Consider the following 19312-nt stretch of genomic DNA (forward strand, 5'->3'; position numbering starts at 1 on the left):
CGCGGGTCACACGCTCTCCCCGGCGGGTTCGCGTTCGCGCGCGGGACGCCTTGGAGCAGCTGGCTTTTCGATCGGTTTCACCGGGAGCGGGCTGCTGGTGACCTTGTGGCCTCGCACCAACGGCAGCGTGAGCCGGAAGCAGGCACCCTTGCCCGGTTCACCCCACGCTTCGAGCCGGCCCTGGTGCAGCCGCGCGTCCTCGATGCTGATCGCCAGCCCCAGGCCGGTACCGCCGGAGCGGCGCACGCGGGACGGGTCGGAGCGCCAGAACCGGCTGAACACCAGCTTCTCCTCGCCGGGGCGCAACCCGACGCCGTAGTCACGGACGGTGACGGCCACGGTGTCGTCGTCGGCGGCCATCCGGATGCGCACCGGTTTGCGTTCGGCGTGGTCGATGGCGTTGGCGATGAGGTTGCGCAGGATCCGTTCGACGCGGCGCGGGTCGACCTCGGCGATGATCCCCTCAGGCGGCATGTCGACGATCAGGTCGACGCCGGCGTCCTCGGCGAGGTGGCCGACGTTGTCCAGGGCGCTCTTGACGGTGGAGCGCAGGTCGATGGCCTCGACGGCCAGTTCGGCGACGCCGGCGTCGTGGCGGGATATCTCGAGCAGGTCGCTGAGTAGTCCTTCGAACCGGTCGAGCTCGTCGACCATCAGCTCGATGGACCGGCGCAGCGAGGGCTCGAGCTCCTCGGCGTGGTCGTGGATCAGGTCGGCGGCCATCCGCACCGTGGTCAGCGGGGTGCGCAGTTCGTGACTGACGTCGGAGGTGAATCGGCGCTGCAGGTTGCCGAACTCCTCGAGCTGGGTGATCTGGCGGTGCAGGCTTTCGGCCATGTCGTTGAACGACACCGCCAGCCGGGCCATGTCGTCCTCACCGCGCACCGGCATCCGCTCGGTCAGGTGACCTTCGGCGAACCGTTCGGCGATGCGCGACGCGGAGCGCACCGGCAACACGATCTGACGGGCCACCAGCAGCGCGATCGCGGCGAGCAACCCCAGCAGCACCACGCCGCCGGTCGCCATGGTGCCGCGCACCAGCGTGATCGTGGACTCTTCGTTGTTCAGCGGGAAGATCAGGTACAGCTCGAGATTCGTCACCGATGACGTCGCGGGGGTCGGGCTGCCCACGATCAGGGCGGGCCCGGAGAAGCTGTCGGTGTGCACCGTGGCGTACTGGTAGCTGACCTGGCCCGCTTTGACGAAGTCGCGCAGCGTGTTGGGGATCTGGTCGATCGGGCCTGCGGCGGTGGCTGCGCGCGGGCCGTCCCCGGCGACGATGAGCACCGCGTCGTACGCGCCGGCCAGTCCCGCGCCGGCGTCGGCCTTGCGATCGATGAGGGTGTTGCGCGCCAACTGCAGGCTGCTGTCGAGCGAGCGGGTCTCTTCGCCGCCGACGATGCCGCTGACGGTGGTGCGCGCCCGCTCGATCTCCTCGGTGGCCGCGCCGACCTTGACCTCGAGGATCCGGTCGGTGATCTGGCTGGTCAGCACGAAGCCCAGCACCAGGATGACGGCCAACGACAGACCGAGCGTCAGCGACACCACCCGTAGTTGCAGCGAGCGGCGCCAGGCCAGGCCGATAGCGCGGCCCAGCGCGCCGAGCCCGCGGACCAGCGGTGCCGACCGCCGGTGGATGCGCCGGCGCGAACCGAAGATCACGCTGACCGCCGCGGAGGCACGGCCCCGGCCGGTCCGATCACGGCGACCGCGGGCGGTCCGATCACGGCGACCGCGGGCGGTCCGATCACGGCGACCGCGGGCGGTCCGATCACGGCGACCGCGGGCGGTCCGATCACGGCGACCGCGGGCGGTCCGATCACGGCGACCGCGGGCGGTCCGATCACGGCGACCGCGGGCGGTCCGATCACGGAGGTCCGGCCTTGTATCCCACTCCTCGAACCGTGAGCACAACCTGCGGGTTTTCCGGGTCCTTCTCGACCTTGGCCCGCAACCTCTGGACGTGCACGTTCACCAAACGGGTGTCCGCGGGGTGCCGATAACCCCACACCTGTTCGAGAAGCACATCTCGAGTAAACACCTGGCGCGGTTTCCGCGCCAACGCCACCAGCAGGTCGAACTCCAGCGGGGTCAGCGCGATCTGTTCACCCTGACGGGTCACCTTGTGCGCCGGCACGTCGATGTCGATGTCAGCGATGGAGAGCATCTCGGCGGGCTCGTCCTCGTTGCGCCGCAGCCGGGCGCGCACCCGGGCCACCAGCTCCTTGGGCTTGAACGGCTTCATCACGTAGTCGTCGGCGCCCGACTCCAGCCCGAGCACCACGTCGACGGTGTCGGTCTTGGCGGTCAGCATCACGATCGGCACACCGGAATCGGCCCGCAGCACGCGGCACACGTCGATGCCGTTCATGCCGGGCAGCATCAGATCCAGCAGCACCAGGTCGGGGCGCAGTTCACGCACCGCCGTCAGCGCCTGGGTCCCGTCTCCGATGACCGCAGTGTCGAAACCCTCGCCGCGCAGCACGATGGTGAGCATCTCGGCGAGCGAAGGGTCGTCGTCGACGACCAGGATCCTTTGCCTCATGGTGTCCATGGTGTCACCAGTTCGCGATAATCCTCGGATACCACACGGCGCGTTGTCCGGGTTCACCGGCATTCGGTTCGTATTTGCCTCGCACCTGCCGGCAGCATCGCATGGCAAGCCGTACGCGCGGGCCTCATGGCACAGCGAGCCCCGCATGCCGGAAGCATCGCCCACACAGCCGGGCGCGGCGGGACGAGCGCGCAGCCGCGCGTGACGGAAGCATCGCTCACGCAGCCGAACGCGACCCAGGTACCGCGCGCAGCCGCGCGTGACGGAAGCATCGCTCACGCAGCCGAACGCGACCCAGGTACCGCGCGCAGCCGGGCGTGACGGCACCGCCGCGCTCGGTCCGGGCGGCTCAGTTCAGGGCGGCCTGGATGACGTCGCGCTGCTGGCGCAGGGTCTGGATCACCTCGAACCCGATCTGGCGCACGCTGGCCAGCACCGGGCTGGCGGCCGGCGGCGTCGCGGCCGACCAGGCGCCGTCCTCCAGCACCCACCCCAGCGAAGCGCTCGCCGCCAGCGCCGCGCGAGCCGCGCGGGCCTCGGGGTCGTCGAAGTCGTCGGCCAGCGCGAGCACCAGGTGTTGACGCGAGAACTCGGCGCCGTCGGCGTCCTTGATGACGGGGTTGGTCCACCAGTGCTCGAACGGGATCCGTGAGCCCCGGTCGATGTGCTCACCGCTTCGGGTGCGGATCGGCGCCGGCGGGTACAGGGCCAGCTTCGGCACGAATTCGCCGCCGCGCTGCAGGCCGCTGCGCACCTTCATCAACGTCAGGCAGGCCGCCGAGCTGGCGGTTTTCGGGTTGGGCACACCACCGGTGTCCACCCAGGTCAACACGTCACGCAAGCCGATCTCGGTCAGCAGCGCCCGCGACGTGTCCCCCTCGTGGACGAGTTTGCGGACGTGCACTGCCAGGACCTGCGCCTCGATGTAGCGGCCCTGGTCGAATCGTTCCCCCGCCGACGCCAGTGCCAGCGCGTAGTCGTCCAGCGCCGCCAGCAGCGTGGTGTGCGACCGAGTCGTCAAAGTCATGGCTCCCCCGTGTGCCCGTGAATCGACCGCTGCGCAGAAGTCTGCGCAACTCCCCAGGATCCGCAGCGTACGCGGCCGGGCGCGATCGCGCGTGACGTCCGTCAGACTGCCAGCAAATCAGCAGGAGAGCCGTGCGGCGAGCTCGTCGGAGTCCACGTCGGTCGGCACCACGGCCCAGGGCCCGCCCCAGTTCGCCGCGGCCAACTCGGTGTACACCGCCGCGGTGCGGCGTTGCAGACCGTCGTCGCGTTCGTAGGCGTCGCGGGCCCGGTCGGCTTCCTCGGCGGCCCGGTTGACGGCGCGCTGGGCGGCCAGCTCGGTGGGCACGTCCAGCAGCAGTTGCCAATCCGGGACGGGCAGGCGCAGCCGACCGTATTCGAGGTCGTGCACCCAGGACACCACTTCGCCGCCGGCGTGCTGGTGCAGGCGGGCAGCGCTGTACGCGGCGTTCGAGGCGACGTAGCGGTCGAGGATGACGACGGAGTAGGCCGCCATGAGGTGCCCGATCTGCTCGCGCGCGCCGGCCCGGTCCATCGCGAAGAGCACGGCCATTGCGTACACCGAGTCGGCGAGGTCTCCGTGGCGGCCGTGCAGCGCTTCGGCGGCCAGATCGGCCGGTACCGACTCTCCGTACCGCGGGAAGGCCAGGGTCGCCACGGATCGGCCGGCTCCTTCGAACGCGCCGCGCAGTCCGTTGGTCAACGTCCGCTTGCCTGCGCCGTCGACGCCCTCGATGACGATGAGCACGCCGCCAACCCTAGGGCAGGTGCTGCGAGCAACGTTTGCCTATCCGAACTCGAGGCCCGATAGTTGTGCGAGTGCGGGGAGGTGCCGCCACTGGCAAAGTGGCTGAATTCGCGGTAGTGGCCGGGGTCGGGGCAGCGGTCGTGTTCGGTTGGGGATGCGGCGTCGCATCGGCTGACAAGGCTTCGGAGTCCTCGGCCTCGGGATCCACAGAGTCGGCGGGGTCGTCGGCCTCAGAGTCGGCGGGGTCGTCGTCGGCCGGGTCGACGGGGGCCGGGTCGACGGGGGCCGGTCAACGGCATGGTCGCGACCGGGACGATGAGCAACCCGTCGACGACACGGGCGTCACCGACGACGCGGGTGTCATCGACGACGCGGGTGTCACCGACGACGCCGAGGAGCTCACTTCGGACGGCGACAGCGTCGACCTGTTCGAGGCCAGCGACGCCGACTCCCGAGACGACGCCGAGGACAGCGGCCTCGTCGACGGCGACGACAGCGCCGCCCGTGACGACAGCGACGTCCTTGACGACGGCGACGGCGACGACAGCGCCGCCCTCGAGAACGGCGACGCCCTGACCGAAGCCGACACAGCGACCGGCACGGACACCGAAACCGGGGACGAAACCGACGTCGGCACCGCCACCGAACCCGACGTGACCGACGACGAGTCCGCGAACCAGGCGACTGAGGTCGCCGTCGTCGCGGGCTCCGAGGTCGGACCCGCCCCCGCGAACGGTGACGGCCCACCCCCGACGGACCCCGCGGCATTACCGCAGGCGTGGGTCATGACCGCCGCCGCCCGCCGCGAACTCGAGCCCGCGGCGAAACACCAGTCGGCACCGGCCGGCACCGACTCGACGGCCGAGGTGCTCGCCACCCCGGCCACGGCGGAGAACTCCGTCACCTACACCGCGCCACCGTCGCTGTTCGACAAAGTGGCCCTCGCGGGACTCTATGTGCTGAAAGGCATTTCGAAGCTCATCGGTGTCGACCTCTACAGTGCCTTCGCCAAGGCCATCACCAGTGACCGGCCGCCGTCGTTTCTGACCCGCGGCCTGCACGCCCGGCTGACCGACTACGAAGTCTCCGAGGACAACACCTGGAAGGTCTGGGAATTCGAGCCGCTCAATCCGACCGGCAAAGCAGTGGTGGCGGTGCACGGCGGTGGTTTCATCCTCGAACCCACTGCCCTGCACTGGCGGGACTACACGTCCATGGCCCGCGACACCGGCGCCACGGTGATCGTCCCGCTCTACCCGCTGGCCACCACCGAGGCCGGATCGGCCACCAGGGTGGTGCCGGCGATGGCGCAGTTCCTGTCCGACCAGATCTCCGAGTACGGCGCCGACAACGTCAGCGTCTACGCCGACTCCGCGGGCCCCATCCTGGCGCTCTCGGCGGTCCGCCAGCTCGTGCTCGCCGGCAAGCCGCTGCCCGCGAGCATGGTGTTGCTGTCGTTCGCCCCGGATGCCACGCTGTCCAACCCCGCCCTCCGCGAGATCAACGATCCGGTCTTCGACCTCGATGATCTCGACTTCTACAACGACGCCGACAGGTGGACCGCCGGGCTGGCGCTGACCGATCCGCTGATCAACGTCATGTCCTTCGAGGACGCCGTGCTGGCGGCGCTGCCGAGCACCACGATGTACGTCGGGTCACTCGAATTCGCCTTGCCCGATACCCTTGCGCTGCAGCAGAAGTGGTCGGTGGCCGGCGGCGCGGTGTCGACAGTGGTGGGGCAGGGCCAGATCCACGACTGGGCGCTGGCGGGGTCGCCGAACTCCCAAGCCGCCACAGTGCGGCCCGACATCTACCGCCAACTCGGCCTCAACGGCGTCGCTGCGGGACCCCGCACCGTCACCACCGCGCCGCCGTCGTACAGCGACCGGCTGGTCGCCGACACGCTGCGGTTCCTGCGCTGGTTCTCCGAGACCACCGGCATCAGCCTGTTCAGCGGCGTGGTCGGCAGTGTCACGAGTACCGACCCGCCGATGCTCGCCACCCTCGGATTGACGGTCACCGAGCGCGAGTTCAACGGCTGGACGGTGTGGGAGCTCGCGCCGCCGCAGCCCTCCGGTGAGTACGTCGTCGCGCTGCACGGCGGCGGTTTCGCCGCCGAGGCGAACATTCTGCACTGGTCGGACTACGGGCAGATGGCCCGCGACACCGGCGCCACCGTGCTGGTGCCGATCTACCCGCTGGCCCCGCCGTTGGGCACCGGCACGGCGACGACACTGGTGCCGCCGATGGCCGACTATCTGTCGCTGCTCATCGACGAGCACGGGGTGGACAACGTCAGCGTGTACGGCGATTCGTCGGGCGGGTCGTTCGCCGTGCTCGCGGTGCAGGAGTTGATCCGCCGCTGCCGCGCCGCGATCAGCTGCGTGCTCACCGAGTCGCAACCCTCCCGGATGGTGCTGGTGTCCCCTGCCCTGCACATCACCTTGCGCACCCCCGAGGTCGAGGCGATCGACGATCCGATTCTGCCGCGCTGGGATCCCGACGAAATTCCCGGCTACAACGGCGAATTGGACATGGACGACTATCGGGTCAACCCGATCTCCAGCGACGACCTGACGGGGCTGCCGCCGACGGCGCTCTACATCGGCACCCAGGAACAGCTCTACCCGGGCGCGCTGGCGTTTCGGGACAAGCTGCTGGCCCAGGACCCCGACGCCGACTTCACCGTGATCATCGGTGACGGTCAGTTGCACGGGTGGGCGCTGGGCGGCCTCGTCATCAACTCCCAGGCGCCCATCTGGCGGTCCACCGTCTACCGGCAGCTGGGCCTGCTCCCTGAGGTGAATTCGGCGCGAATTGCGACCGTGACCGTCGCATAACGCGCCCGATTTGCAGGCCGGCGTCCTAGGCTCGGCGCATGAGCCTGACGGAATACCCACCCGGAACGTCGTTTCCGGGCCGGATCGGCCGCACCATCGGCGACTCCGATCCAGCGTGGCCGACCCCGAACCGCGCGCGGCCGGACGCCCCGAACGTCGTCTACATCGTGCTCGACGACACCGGTTACGGACAGTTCGGTTGCTACGGATCGCCGATCAACACCCCCAACCTGGACCGGCTGGCGAGCAATGGGTTGCTCTACACGAACATGCACACCACGGCGCTGTGTTCACCGTCGCGGTCGTGCATGCTGACCGGGCGCAACCACCACTCCAACGGCATGGCGTGCATCACCGAGGGCTCGACCGGCTATCCGGGCTCCAACGGGGCCATCCCGTTCGAGAACGGCTTCCTCTCGGAGATGCTGCTGCCGCACGGCTATGCCACCTACTGCGTGGGCAAATGGCACCTCACCCCGGCCGAGCAGGTCAGCGCCGCCGGGCCGTATGACCGCTGGCCGTTGGGCCGCGGCTTCGAGCGTTACTACGGCTTCCTCGGCGGGGACACCCATCAGTACTATCCCGACCTGGTCTTCGACAACCATCAGGTGGAGCCGCCGAAGACTCCCGAGGAGGGTTATCACCTGACCGAGGATCTCACCGACCGCGCGATCAGCTTCATCGCCGACCTCAAGCAGGTCGCGCCGGACAAGCCGTTTTTCCTGTACTTCGCCACCGGCGCCAACCATGCGCCCCACCAGGCGCCGCCGGAATGGGCGGAGAAATACCGCGGCAAGTTCGACGATGGCTGGGACGCCTACCGGGAGAGGGTCTTTGCGCGCCAGAAGGAGCTCGGCATCGTGGCACCCGATGCTCAGCTTTCCCCGCACGACCCTGACGTGCAGCGCTGGGATGAACTGTCCGACGACGAGCGCCGGCTCTATGCGCGGATGATGGAGGTGTTCGCCGGATTCTTCGAGCACACCGACCACCAGATCGGCCGGCTGCTGGATTACCTGGACAAGACCGGCCAACTGGACAACACGGTGATCATGGTGATCTCCGACAACGGCGCCAGTGCCGAAGGCGGCCCGCACGGTTCGGTCAACGAGAACAAGTTCTTCAACAACGTGCCCGACGATCTGGCGCAGAACATGGCCGCGATCGACGAACTCGGCGGGCCCGAGCATTTCAACCACTATCCGTGGGGTTGGACGTTCGCCGGCAACACCCCGTTCCGCCGGTGGAAGCGCGAGACCTACCGCGGCGGGGTCGCCGACGGGTTCCTGGTGCACTGGCCGGCCGGGATCAGCGCCCGCGGCGAGGTGCGCCACCAGTACGGCCACGTCATCGACATGGTGCCCACCGTGCTCGAGGCGCTGGGCATCGACCCGCCGTCGGCTGTACGCGGGGTCGCCCAGTCCCCGATCCAGGGCGTCAGCCTCGCGCACACCTTCGACGATGCCGACGCCCCGTCGAAGCACCACACGCAGTATTTCGAGATGTTCGCCCACCGTTCGATCTATCACGACGGCTGGCGCGCGGTGTGCCCCTTCCCGGGAACGTCGTTCGAGGAAGCAGGCGTCAGCTTCGGCATGCTGGAGTTGACCGAGGAGAAGCTGCGCGAACTGGATGCGACCGGCTGGGAGCTCTACCACGTCGAGGTCGACCCGACCGAAACCCGCGACCTGGCCGCGCAGGAACGTCCACGCCTGATCGAGATGATCGCGTTGTGGTACACCGAGGCCGGCAAGTACAACGTGCTGCCGTTGGACAGCCGCGGCACGATGCGGTTCGCCGATCCGCGCCCGCAGATCGCTCCGCCGCGCGACACCTACGAGTATCGGCCCGGCACTCAGCTCGTCCCGCAGAACGTCGCCGTCAACGTGCTCAACCGGGCGCACAGCATCACGGCGGACGTCGAAATGGTCGACGGGGACGAAGGCGTGGTCGTGTGCCACGGCAGCAATTCCGGTGGCTACACCCTGTTCATCCAGGACGGGCTGCTGCACTATGTGCACAACTACGTCGGCGTCGAGGAGTTCAGCGTGAGCTCCACCGATCCGGTGGGCGTCGGGAAACATACGCTGCGTTACGAATTCGAGCCGACGGGGCTGCCGGACTTCATGTCCGGGAAGGGCACCCCCGGTCATGCGCGGCTGCTGGTCGACGGAATCGTCGTCGGCGAGGCGGACTTCCCGGTGACCATCCCGATGGCGATCGGCATCGGTGGCGGGGTCGGCGTCGGGCGCAACGCCGGTTCCCCGATCACCCGACGCTACAAGTCGCCGTTCGCGTTCACCGGCCACGTCGAGAAGGTCACCGTCAGCACGGCGATTCCGGAGCATACCGACGAGGACGAGCAGAAGCGCGCTGAGGCCCGCATCGCCATGGCCCGACAGTGATTTCGGCGTGATCGTCGTCGCCCAGCGCAGAGTCGCTCAGCGCAGACGAACACGCCGACGTCACTCCGGAGCGGCGCCCATCGTGTAGGACTGCAGCACCACGGCGTCGTGGGTGTCGTCGAGAAACACCCGGGTGCTCTTGCCTTCCCCGCCGAACGCCATGTTCAGTTCGACGCCGCTGCGGAACGGTCCCGGCGGCAGCTCGGGCTCGAGCACTGCCTGCACGGCGGGTTCCTGGCCGCGCGCCTCGGTGGGATGCTCGGCGACGAGGCGGTCCATCGTCTGCGGGGACACCTGAGCGACGGCGTCGATCCACACCACCTTGACCCGGGAGCCTTCGGCGACGCGGCTGTTGTCCCACATGATCCACGACGCCGACTCGGGTTCCCCGAGTAGCGGGAACATCTCGGCCAGCGCCGCGGTGTCGTGACGGACCTCGAGCGCAGGCGCCGTGCTGGTTTCCGAATCCTCCTGCGCGCCTTGGCCGCAGGACGTCAACATGAGCGCTGCGGCCAGCACCGACGCAAATCGGGCGCGCACGCCGACCGCGGTGGTCGTGGTGCGCGCCCGATTCATCGAGACCATGTCAGTAGCGGTAGTGCTCCGGCTTGTACGGGCCTTCGACGTCGACACCGATGTACTCGGCCTGCTCCTTGCTGAGCTTGGTCAGCGTGCCGCCGAGTGCCTCGACGTGGATACGCGCAACCTTCTCGTCGAGGTGCTTGGCCAACCGGTAGACGGCGTTGTCGTACTCGTCGTTCTTGGTCCACAGCTCGATCTGGGCGATCACCTGGTTGGAGAAGCTGTTGCTCATCACGAACGACGGGTGGCCCGTCGCGTTGCCCAGGTTCAGCAGTCGACCCTCGGAGAGCACCACGATCGACTTACCGTCGTCGAACACCCACTGGTCGACCTGCGGCTTGATGTTGATGCGCTTGGCGCCGGAGCGCTCCAGGGCGGCCATGTCGATCTCGTTGTCGAAGTGGCCGATGTTGCCCAGGATCGCCTGTTCCTTCATCTGGCGCATGTGGTCGAGGGTGATGATGTCCTTGTTGCCGGTGGAGGTGATGACGATGTCGGACGAACCGATCGCCTCCTCGACGGTGCGCACGTCGTACCCGTCCATCATCGCCTGCAGCGCGTTGATGGGGTCGATCTCGGTGACGGTGACCCGCGCACCCTGACCGGCCAGCGACTCCGCGCAGCCCTTGCCGACGTCGCCGTAGCCGCAGATCAGGACCTTCTTGCCGCCGATCAGTACGTCGGTGCCGCGGTTGATGCCGTCGATCAGCGAGTGGCGGGTGCCGTACTTGTTGTCGAACTTGCTCTTGGTGACCGAGTCGTTGACGTTGATCGCCGGGAACGGCAGCTCACCCTGCGCCTCGAATTGGTACAGGCGGAGCACACCGGTGGTGGTCTCCTCGGTGACGCCCTTGACGGCCTCGGCGATCTTGGTCCACTTGGTCTTGTCCTGCTCGAAGCGCTCGCGCAGCACGCCGAGGAACACCTTCCACTCGGCCGGGTCGTCGTCCTCAGCGGGCGGCACGACGCCCGCCTTCTCGTACTGCGCGCCGCGCAGCACCATCATGGTGGCGTCGCCGCCGTCGTCGAGGATCATGTTCGCCGGCTCACCCTCCCAGGTGAGCATCTGCTCGGCGGCCCACCAGTACTCCTCGAGGGTCTCGCCCTTCCACGCGAACACCGGGATGCCCTTGGGCTCCTCGGGGGTGCCGTGCGGTCCGACGACGACGGCCGCGGCGGCCTCGTCCTGGGTGGAGAAGATGTTGCAGGACGCCCAGCGCACCTCGGCGCCGAGGCTGGTCAGCGTCTCGATCAGCACCGCGGTCTGCACGGTCATGTGCAGCGAGCCGGAGATCCGTGCGCCCTTGAGCGGCTGGACGTCGGCGTACTCGTAGCGCAGTGCCATCAGACCGGGCATTTCGTGCTCGGCCAGGCCGATCTCCTTGCGGCCGTACTCGGCCAGCGACAGGTCGGCGACCTTGAAGTCGATGCCGTTGCGGACCTCGACGGTCATGTTCGATGCAGTCATATAGAGCCCCTTTTTGTCGTTCGTCGATGCTGGTGTCGCAGCTCATCAGCGACACCCATGCGGACACGGACACCCATAGCCTGCGGGCTCGCGGGACAGGCGCTGAGGCGCTCTGCCGGCTAAGCGGTATCTATGACACCGTACCGTTCGGCGAACGGTGACATCAGCCGGGCCAGATCGCGTGCGACGTCGTGGTCGGCTTCCGGGGGCATCGAGACGTAGCTCATCGCCAGCCGCACGATGGCGCGGGCCAGCACGCCGGCGTCTTCCTGGCTGCACCGCACCCAGCTGGCCATGAACGATTCGGTCAGCCGCGCCGAGCAGTGGTTGATGATCGGCGCGCTGTCGGTGGTGATGATCTGGAGCAGGTCGGGCTTGGAGCCGCCGGTCAGCAACGAGATCACCAGCGGGTCGGCGGCCGACTCGGCGAAGAAATCGCGGAATCCCTGCAGGAAGGCGGCGTAGACGTCGCCGATGTTGTCGTTGATCGCGTCGTGGATCTGGTCGACGAGCCGGTCGGCCAGCCGCAGCGCGTAGCCCTGGGCCAGGCCCTGCCGGGAGCCGAACTCGTTGTAGATGGTCTGGCGGCTGATACCGGCGGCGCGCGCCACATCGGACAGCGTGATCGACGACCAGTCGCGGTTGAGCAGCAGTTCACGCATGCCGTCGAGGATGGAGTCGCGCAGCAGTACCCGGGACGCTTCGGCGTAGGGCACGCGCTGCGCGACTCGTCGATTCGGGGCGCTGCTCACACGCGCGACAATATCGCTTCTCGGTGCCCCGCCGAGTGAGGCGAGCCGCCCCGTGACGACCCCCGCCCACGCGGTCACGGCCGTACGACCTCCACCATCTCGAAGTCCGACTTCGCCGCACCGCAGTCCGGGCAGCTCCAGTCCTCGGGGATGTCGTCCCAGCGGGTGCCCGGGGCGATGCCGTCCTCGGGCCAGCCCTTGGCTTCGTCGTACTCGAAGCCGCACTGCACGCAGACGAACAGTTTGTAGTCGTTGTCACTCATCTCGACGTTTTCCTTTCTAGATTGCGTTGAGGCTGCGCCCACGGCGGCCGCTACTCGCACTTTGTCGCCGTGGGCGCATTCTCAACGTTGTAGAGCGGGTTCGAAGTCGACCTTCTCGAGTACTGCGCAGTCCGGGCAGCACCAGTCGTCGGGCACGTCCTCCCACGGCGTCCCGGCCGGGAAGCCCTCCCGGGGCTCGCCCTTGGACTCGTCGTAGACGTAGTCGCAGCCGGGACAGCGGTAGGCACTCATCGGGCCGCCTCGGTGTTGCTGCGCTCCTCGCGCGAGCGCTCGTCGGTGCCGTAGCGGGCTAGCACCTTGTCGCGCACCCGCGGGTGGATGTTCACCCGGGTGATGTCGCCGTCGTAGTGCTCGAGCACCCGGTGGTCCATCACCTTGCGCCACAGCGGCGGGAAGTACGTCAGCGCGATCATCGACGCGTATCCGCTGGGCAGGTTCGGCGCTCCGTCCATGCTGCGCAGCGTCTGGTAGCGCCGGGTCGGGTTGGCGTGGTGGTCGCTGTGGCGCTGCAGGTGGTACAGGAACAGGTTGGTCACGATGTGATCGGAGTTCCAGCTGTGCACCGGCGCGCACCGTTCGTAGCGGCCGCTGTCCATCTTCTGCCGCAGCAGTCCGTAGTGCTCCAGGTAGTTCACCGTCTCCAGCAGCGTGAACCCGAAGACCGCCGAGATCAGGATGTAGGGGATCAACGCCCAGCCGAACACCGCGATCAGCACGCCGTAGAGCAGCGCCGACATCGCCCAGGCGTTGAGCACGTCGTTGGACGGATGCCACTTGCTCTTGCCGGCGCGCTCCAACCGCTTGGCCTCGATCTCCCAGGCCGAGCGCAGGCTGCCGAACACGCTGCGCGGCAGGAACTCCCAGAACGTCTCACCGAAACGGGCCGACGCCGGATCCTCCGGGGTGGCGACGCGCACGTGGTGGCCACGGTTGTGCTCGATGTAGAAGTGCCCGTAGCAGGTCTGGGCCAGCGTGATCTTCGACAGCCAGCGCTCCAGCGAATCCTTCTTGTGCCCCATCTCGTGCGCGGTGTTGATGCCCACGCCGCCGAGCACGCCCACCGACAGCGCCAGGCCGATCTTGGCCGGCCAGCCCAGCCCGCCGTCGAAGCCGAGCCAGCTCAGATTCGATGCGGTGAACAGGTAGGCGCCGAAGATGACGCTGGCGTACTGGAACGGGATGTAGATGTAGGTGCAGTAGCGGTAGTACTTGTCGTTCTCCAGCCGCTCCATGAGTTCGTCGGGCGGGTTCTGCCCGTCGGGGCCGAACTTCAGGTCCAGGCTGGGCAGCAGGATGTAGACCAGGATCGGACCGATCCAGAACGGCGCCTGCGCCGCGGCGTGCCAGCCGAACTGGTTGAGCCCCCAAATCAGCGGCAGCATCACGAACAGCGCCGTGGGCGGAATCAGACCCATCAGCCACAGATAGCGCTTCTTGTCGCGCCAGTTCTCGATGTCGATCGCCGGCATGTCTTGCGTGGTCACTCGATGCCTCCTTGCTGTGAGTGCAGTCACCTCGTGCCGTTGACTATAGAGCCTGTTTTGTCGCGTGTCTATACAAAGCAGCTCTTTTGTAAAGCTTGCCGTGGTGAATCGGGCGCGCAATGCGACAGCAGCGGTGCTTCAGCGCGCCGAAATCGCCGAGCGGATCAGCGCGATGACCCGGTCCGGATAGGCGGTGAGGTCCAGCCAGGTGAACCTCAGCACCTGCCAGCCCAGCAGGACGAGGTCGTTCTGCCGCTGACGATCGATCTGAAACGCGTCGGGGTCGCTGTGAAACGCGAACCCGTCCACCTCGATCGCCACCTTCTGCGCCGCGAACCCGACGTCGACCCGATAACCGCCGACCCGATAGTTGGCCTTCCACCCGCCGATACCGGCCTCCCGTAGCAGTTGATGCAGAATCCGCTCTGCCACCGAGTGGGCTCCCCCGGCTGCGGCTTGTAACAGCAGCCGAGACCGCGGCGCACCGGTGCGACCCTTGTTGCGCAGGTGGGTGCGCCAGAGGCCGGGGAGGTCGACGTGGCGTTGTTGCAGTGCGGTGTCGAGCAATTTCGCCCCGCCTCCGCGCTGCGCGGCGGCTTCCACGACCGTCAAGCTCAGCGACGTCACCCGCATGCCCTTGAGCTCGATGACGTCGCAGCGCTGCAGGTCACGGCGACGGACCCGGGTGTCCTCATGGCGTCGGCCGTGGCTGTCGCGCGGCACCGTGACCTCGACGATGTCAGGGGCGAACCGGGTCAGGCCATGCCATGAGGCCGCGGTCAGGCCGCTGGCGGCGGCCTGTGACCCGTGCCCCCACACCGCCGCGCGGATGCGGGCCGCGTCCGAGAACGGACGGTCGTCGACGAAGTACACGCCCCGGCCGCAGCGGCGCCACTGGCCGGATTGCACGCGACGTTGCACGCTGCGTCGACTCAGTCCCGCGGCCCGAGCCTGCTCGGAGGTGATGACTCCGTCCTGGCGCCGCAGATAGTCGCTGAGCATGCCCGGTGTGACGCACCGCGACTCCCCACGGTTCCACCGACGGCGGATTCGGCGCGCTTTGCGACAGCGTGGGTGCTTTAGCGCGCCCGATTCGCAAGGATCGAGTGGCGGCGGCCGTAGACGAAGTAGACGACCACGCCCAGGGCCATCCAGATGCCGAACCGGATCCAGGTCAGCCCGGTCAGGTTCAGCATCAGCCACAGGCACGCGATGATCGCCAGGATCGGCAGCACCGGCACCCACGGCACCCGGAACCCGCGCTTCAGGTCGGGTCGCGTCCGGCGCAGCACGATCACCCCGGCCGACACCAGCACGAACGCGAACAGCGTGCCGATGTTGACCATCTCCTCGAGCTTGTCGATCGGGAACACCGTCGCAGTCACGGCGACGACCAGGCCGACGATCAGCGTGATGCGCACCGGCGTGCCGTGCCGCCCGGTCTTGGCCAGCTGTGTGGGCATCAGCCCGTCGCGCGACATCGCGAACAGCACCCGGGTCTGGCCGAGCACCAACACGATGACGACCGTGGTCAGGCCCGCCAGCGCGCCGATCGAGATCACCTTGGCCGCCCAGTCCACGCCGTTCAGCGCGAACGCGGTGGCCAGGTTCTGCGTTTCGGCGTCGCGCAGCTGGGTGTAGCTGACCATCCCCGACAGCACGATCGCCACGGCGACGTAGAGCACGGTGACGATGCCCAGCGAGGCCAGGATGCCGCGGGGAATGTCGCGCTGCGGCTGTTTGGTCTCCTCGGCGGTGGTCGCGACGATGTCGAAGCCGATGAACGCGAAGAACACGATCGAGGCGCCGGCCAGCAGCCCGTACCAGCCGTAGTGGCTGCCTTCGGCGCCGGTGAGCAGCGAGAACAGCGACTGCTCGGTGCCGGTGCCGCCCTCCCCTGCCTCGGCGGGCGGGATGAACGGCGAGTAGTTCTCGGTCTTGATGTAGAAGGCGCCGACGGCGACCACCAGCAGCACCACCCCCACCTTGACGGCGGTGATGGCCAGGCTGACCCCGGCGGACAGTTTGGTGCCCCAGGCCAGGATGGCGGTGACGAACGCGATGATCAGCAGCGCGCCCCAATCCAGTTGCAGCCCAAACACTTCGGCAGATCCGCCGGCGAACCCGAACACGGTGCCCAGGTAGCTGGACCAGCCCTTGGCGACCACCGCCGCGGCGACGGCGAACTCCAGGATCAGATCCCAGCCGATGATCCAGGCGATGAACTCACCGAACGTCGCATAGGAGAACGTGTAGGCGCTGCCGGCCACCGGCACGGTGGAGGCGAATTCGGCGTAGCACAGTGCGGCCAGCCCGCAGGAGATCGCGGCGATGATGAACGAGATCGAGATCGCCGGTCCGGTGATGTTGCCGGCGGTCGAGGCGGTGATGGTGAAGATGCCGGCGCCGATCACCACCGACACCCCGAAGACGGTCAGATCCCACCAGTTCAGGTCCTTGCGGAGCTTTGTGCTGGGTTCGTCGGTGTCGGCGATCGACTGCTCGACGGACTTGGTCCGCCATCGCCCCACGGTCTGCGTCACCGGTTCCTGAACCATCGACCGTCCCCTTTTCGTCATCGTTTCAGCGGAATGTACCCACTAGCGTGTGATCCGATGGGTCCAATGAGACACGCAGTGGTGATAGGCGCCAGCATCGGCGGGTTGTGCGCCGCCAAAGTGCTGGCGGAGTTCGCTGACCGGGTGACGGTGTTCGAGCGTGACGACCTGCCGGCGGAACCGGCCAGCCGCGCTGCCACGCCGCAGGACCGCCACGTGCACCTGTTGATGGCGCGCGGCGCCGAGGAGTTGGAGTCGCTGTTCCCCGGGCTGCTGGCCGACATGGTGGCCGACGGGGTGCCGATCTTGGAGAACCGGCCCGACTGCATCCATTTCGGGGCGGCCGGTCATGTGCTGGGCACCCAGCACCGCCTGCAGGACGAGTTCACTGCCTACGTGCCGAGCCGACCGCATCTGGAGTGGCAGATCCGCAGCCGGGTCACCGCCCTGTCCAACGTCACGGTGCAGCAGCGTGGCGTCGACGAGCCGGTCTTCGACGGGCACCGGGTGACCGGGGTGCGCACCGCTGACGGCGAGGTCGTCGACGCCGATCTGGTCATCGACGCGACGGGTCGCGGCACCCGGCTGCCGGCCTGGCTGCCCCAGTGGGGGTTCGAGCGGCCGCGCGAGGACAGCGTCGCGGTCGGCATCGGCTACGCCACTCACCGGCTCACCATCCCAGAGGATCTGGTCCGGGAGAAGGTCGTGGTGGCGGGCGCGTCGCGGGAGCAGCCGCTGGGGCTGGGCATGCTCTACTACGAGGACGACGTCTGGACGATGACGACGTTCGGGGTCGGGAAAGTGCCTCCGCCAGAGGATTTCGCGGGGATGCAGGCCTTGGCCGAGGAACTGTTGCCGGCTCATCTCAGCGCGGCGGTGCAGCAGGCGCAGCCCGTGGGTGAGGTCGCGGTGCACAAGTATCCGGCGAGTCGGTGGCGGCGGTTCGACGAACTCGACCGCTTCCCGCCGGGCATCCTGCCGTTCGGGGACGCAGTGGTGAGCTTCAATCCGACGTTCGGGCAGGGCATGACGATGACGTCGCTGCAGGCCGGGCATCTGCGCCGCGCGCTGCAGGGCCCGGCCGACGAGCTGGCCACGACGTTTCTGACCGCCACCACCAAGACGACGTGGCCGGTGTGGACGATGAACGCGATCGGCGATCTGATCCTGCACCGGGCCGAGGGCCCGATGCCGTGGTGGTACCGCCCGGTGGGCTCGCTGTTCGACCAGTTCCTGGGTGCTGCGGAGTCCGATCCTGTTCTCGCGGAATGGTTTCTGCGCCGGTTCAGCCTGCTCGACAGCCTCTACATGGTGCCGTCGGCGAAGCTGGTGGGCCGCACGGTGCGCCACAACATGCGGCTGTGGATGCAGGAGCGGCGGTCTAGATCCCGACGGTCACCCGGAACAGCCGGGTCGGCTCCTGCGCGCTCAGCCTGATCGGTCCGTCGTCGGCGGCAACCCAGGCCGCCTTGCCGCGTTCCAGCACCACCGAGCGGGTCTTGGCGTGCACGGTGACCGCACCCTCGGCGCACAGCAGGATCTGCGGTCCGTCGTGGCGGGTGGGCGCGTCGATCTCGTGGCCGAGGTTGCCCTCGTCGATGCGCAACACCGACACCGCGAACTCCGGCGCCGGCGTGCGGTAGACGAGTTCCTCTCCGTCGGAACATGATTCGGGCCGGACCACGACGTCCTCGGCGGGGGTGAAGTCCAGCACGCGCAGCAGTTCGGGCACGTCGACGTGCTTGGGGGTCAGCCCGCCGCGCAGCACGTTGTCGGAGTTGGCCATCACCTCGACGCCGATCCCGTGCAGGTAGGCGTGCAGGTTGCCCGCGGGCAGGTAGATCGCCTCGCCCGGCGCCAGCGACAGCCGGTTGAGCAACAGCGAACACAGCACGCCGGCGTCACCGGGGTAGCGTTCACCCAGCTCGAGCACCGTCTTGGCTTCCCGCTCGAATTCGGTTGCCCCCGAACGCACGTAGTCGATCGCCCCGTCGATCACCGCGGGCACCAGTACATCGAGGTCGGGCTGCGGGAACGTGATCCACGTGGTGAACAGTGCGCGCAATCCGTCGCCGTCGGACTGTCCGTCGAGCAGACCGATGAACGGGTCGAGGTCGGCGACGCCCAACGCACGCATCAGCTCGACGGTGCGCGCGACGGGCCGGAATCCGGCGAGCGCCTCGAACTGGTCCAGAGCGACGAGGATTTCGGGTTTGTGGCTGCGGTCGCGGTAGTTGCGGGTGGGCGCGGTGATCGGGATGCCCATGCGTTCTTCGCGGGTGAAGCCCTCGAGTGCCTGCTCGCTGCTCGGATGGGCCTGCAGCGACAGCGGCTCGTCGGCGGCCAGCACCTTCACCAGGAACGGCAGCGTGTCACCGAATCGGCCGCGCACCGCCGGCCCGAGTTCGCTTTCCGGATCGGCGCGCAGCGCGTCGAGCAGTGAGCGCTCGGTGTCGTCGTCCTGCAGCCACGCCGGGTCGCCCGGGTGGGCACCGAACCACAGTTCGGCCTCCGGATGCGGTGTGGGACTGGGCGCCCCGGTGAAATCGGCAATCGCGGTTCGCGAACCCCATGCATAGGTCCGGACCGCTCCCCTCAGCAGATGCACTTA

The 19312-nt window shown here is 68.1% G+C and carries 17 protein-coding genes; 3 read left to right on the top strand and 14 right to left on the bottom strand.

Annotated elements, in window-relative coordinates; genetic code table 11:
- Positions 1 to 6: 6 nt before the first annotated feature.
- The 5 genes from mtrB to ACEWX3_RS21040 form a co-directional block, all read right to left on the bottom strand.
- Positions 7 to 1662 (bottom strand): MtrAB system histidine kinase MtrB, encoded by a 1656-nt coding sequence (gene mtrB / locus ACEWX3_RS21020; protein WP_374157575.1) that lies wholly within the window; start codon positions 1660 to 1662, stop codon positions 7 to 9.
- The gene (locus tag ACEWX3_RS21025; protein WP_374157576.1) at positions 1659 to 1871 is read right to left on the bottom strand and encodes a hypothetical protein; all 213 of its coding nucleotides are present in this window, start codon (positions 1869 to 1871) and stop codon (positions 1659 to 1661) included. The genes mtrB and ACEWX3_RS21025 overlap by 4 nt, the downstream gene beginning before the upstream one ends.
- Positions 1868 to 2554, bottom strand: coding sequence for a two-component system response regulator MtrA (gene mtrA, locus ACEWX3_RS21030; RefSeq protein ID WP_152516202.1), 687 nt, complete (start codon positions 2552 to 2554; stop codon positions 1868 to 1870). Before mtrA ends, ACEWX3_RS21025 begins: the two co-directional genes overlap by 4 nt.
- 349 nt (positions 2555 to 2903) lie before the next feature.
- The gene (locus tag ACEWX3_RS21035; protein WP_374157577.1) at positions 2904 to 3581 is read right to left on the bottom strand and encodes a hypothetical protein; all 678 of its coding nucleotides are present in this window, start codon (positions 3579 to 3581) and stop codon (positions 2904 to 2906) included.
- A gap of 117 nt (positions 3582 to 3698) precedes the next feature.
- Positions 3699 to 4328 (bottom strand): dTMP kinase, encoded by a 630-nt coding sequence (locus ACEWX3_RS21040; RefSeq protein WP_374157578.1) that lies wholly within the window; start codon positions 4326 to 4328, stop codon positions 3699 to 3701.
- Positions 4329 to 4426: 98 nt separating this feature from the next.
- On the opposite strand from ACEWX3_RS21040, the gene ACEWX3_RS21045 reads away from it, so the two are divergent.
- Positions 4427 to 7168, top strand: a complete 2742-nt coding sequence (locus ACEWX3_RS21045) for an alpha/beta hydrolase fold domain-containing protein (protein ID WP_374157579.1) — start codon at positions 4427 to 4429, stop codon at positions 7166 to 7168.
- Between the two features lie 38 nt (positions 7169 to 7206).
- Positions 7207 to 9573, top strand: a complete 2367-nt coding sequence (locus tag ACEWX3_RS21050; protein WP_374157580.1) for a sulfatase-like hydrolase/transferase — start codon at positions 7207 to 7209, stop codon at positions 9571 to 9573.
- A gap of 60 nt (positions 9574 to 9633) precedes the next feature.
- Here the strand turns inward: ACEWX3_RS21050 and ACEWX3_RS21055 are convergent, their stop codons facing one another.
- The 8 genes from ACEWX3_RS21055 to ACEWX3_RS21090 all read right to left on the bottom strand — a co-directional run bounded on the left by ACEWX3_RS21055 (position 9634) and on the right by ACEWX3_RS21090 (position 16701).
- The gene (locus ACEWX3_RS21055) at positions 9634 to 10158 is read right to left on the bottom strand and encodes a hypothetical protein (protein ID WP_374157581.1); all 525 of its coding nucleotides are present in this window, start codon (positions 10156 to 10158) and stop codon (positions 9634 to 9636) included.
- A gap of 1 nt (position 10159) precedes the next feature.
- Positions 10160 to 11623, bottom strand: a complete 1464-nt coding sequence (ahcY, locus tag ACEWX3_RS21060; RefSeq protein ID WP_207067386.1) for an adenosylhomocysteinase — start codon at positions 11621 to 11623, stop codon at positions 10160 to 10162.
- A 119-nt stretch (positions 11624 to 11742) separates the two neighbouring features.
- A complete protein-coding gene (locus ACEWX3_RS21065; protein ID WP_207067387.1) occupies positions 11743 to 12375 on the bottom strand; it encodes a TetR family transcriptional regulator in 633 nt (210 codons plus the stop codon).
- Between the two features lie 74 nt (positions 12376 to 12449).
- Positions 12450 to 12638, bottom strand: a complete 189-nt coding sequence (locus tag ACEWX3_RS21070) for a rubredoxin (RefSeq protein ID WP_207067388.1) — start codon at positions 12636 to 12638, stop codon at positions 12450 to 12452.
- Between the two features lie 81 nt (positions 12639 to 12719).
- Positions 12720 to 12890 (bottom strand): rubredoxin, encoded by a 171-nt coding sequence (locus ACEWX3_RS21075; protein WP_163673477.1) that lies wholly within the window; start codon positions 12888 to 12890, stop codon positions 12720 to 12722.
- A complete protein-coding gene (locus tag ACEWX3_RS21080; RefSeq protein ID WP_374159910.1) occupies positions 12887 to 14128 on the bottom strand; it encodes an alkane 1-monooxygenase in 1242 nt (413 codons plus the stop codon). Before ACEWX3_RS21080 ends, ACEWX3_RS21075 begins: the two co-directional genes overlap by 4 nt.
- Positions 14129 to 14281: 153 nt before the next feature.
- Positions 14282 to 15145, bottom strand: a complete 864-nt coding sequence (locus tag ACEWX3_RS21085; protein WP_374157582.1) for a type IV toxin-antitoxin system AbiEi family antitoxin domain-containing protein — start codon at positions 15143 to 15145, stop codon at positions 14282 to 14284.
- Positions 15146 to 15222: 77 nt separating this feature from the next.
- Entirely contained in the window at positions 15223 to 16701 is a 1479-nt protein-coding gene (locus tag ACEWX3_RS21090; protein WP_207067390.1) for an APC family permease, read from the bottom strand.
- A 66-nt stretch (positions 16702 to 16767) separates the two neighbouring features.
- On the opposite strand from ACEWX3_RS21090, the gene ACEWX3_RS21095 reads away from it, so the two are divergent.
- Positions 16768 to 18138, top strand: a complete 1371-nt coding sequence (locus ACEWX3_RS21095; protein ID WP_374157583.1) for an FAD-dependent oxidoreductase — start codon at positions 16768 to 16770, stop codon at positions 18136 to 18138.
- Here ACEWX3_RS21095 and manA read toward each other — a convergent pair.
- Positions 18083 to 19309, bottom strand: coding sequence for a mannose-6-phosphate isomerase, class I (gene manA / locus ACEWX3_RS21100; RefSeq protein ID WP_163673472.1), 1227 nt, complete (start codon positions 19307 to 19309; stop codon positions 18083 to 18085). The genes ACEWX3_RS21095 and manA overlap by 56 nt on opposite strands.
- Positions 19310 to 19312 lie beyond the last annotated feature (3 nt).

Source organism: Mycobacterium sp. G7A2, from assembly GCF_041902445.1.
GTDB lineage: Bacteria > Actinomycetota > Actinomycetes > Mycobacteriales > Mycobacteriaceae > Mycobacterium.

Excerpts from the sequence above, each read along its gene's own strand:
- ACEWX3_RS21055 (WP_374157581.1), bottom strand. The coding sequence starts at position 10,158 with ATGGTCTCGATGAATCGGGCGCGCACCACGACCACCGCGGTCGGCGTG.
- ahcY (WP_207067386.1), bottom strand. The coding sequence starts at position 11,623 with ATGACTGCATCGAACATGACCGTCGAGGTCCGCAACGGCATCGACTTC.
- ACEWX3_RS21090 (WP_207067390.1), bottom strand. The coding sequence starts at position 16,701 with ATGGTTCAGGAACCGGTGACGCAGACCGTGGGGCGATGGCGGACCAAG.
- ACEWX3_RS21035 (WP_374157577.1), bottom strand. The coding sequence starts at position 3,581 with ATGACTTTGACGACTCGGTCGCACACCACGCTGCTGGCGGCGCTGGAC.
- ACEWX3_RS21080 (WP_374159910.1), bottom strand. The coding sequence starts at position 14,128 with ATGCCGGCGATCGACATCGAGAACTGGCGCGACAAGAAGCGCTATCTG.
- ACEWX3_RS21050 (WP_374157580.1), top strand. The coding sequence starts at position 7,207 with ATGAGCCTGACGGAATACCCACCCGGAACGTCGTTTCCGGGCCGGATC.
- mtrA (WP_152516202.1), bottom strand. The coding sequence starts at position 2,554 with ATGGACACCATGAGGCAAAGGATCCTGGTCGTCGACGACGACCCTTCG.
- ACEWX3_RS21070 (WP_207067388.1), bottom strand. The coding sequence starts at position 12,638 with ATGAGTGACAACGACTACAAACTGTTCGTCTGCGTGCAGTGCGGCTTC.
- ACEWX3_RS21095 (WP_374157583.1), top strand. The coding sequence starts at position 16,768 with ATGAGACACGCAGTGGTGATAGGCGCCAGCATCGGCGGGTTGTGCGCC.
- ACEWX3_RS21085 (WP_374157582.1), bottom strand. The coding sequence starts at position 15,145 with ATGCTCAGCGACTATCTGCGGCGCCAGGACGGAGTCATCACCTCCGAG.
- ACEWX3_RS21075 (WP_163673477.1), bottom strand. The coding sequence starts at position 12,890 with ATGAGTGCCTACCGCTGTCCCGGCTGCGACTACGTCTACGACGAGTCC.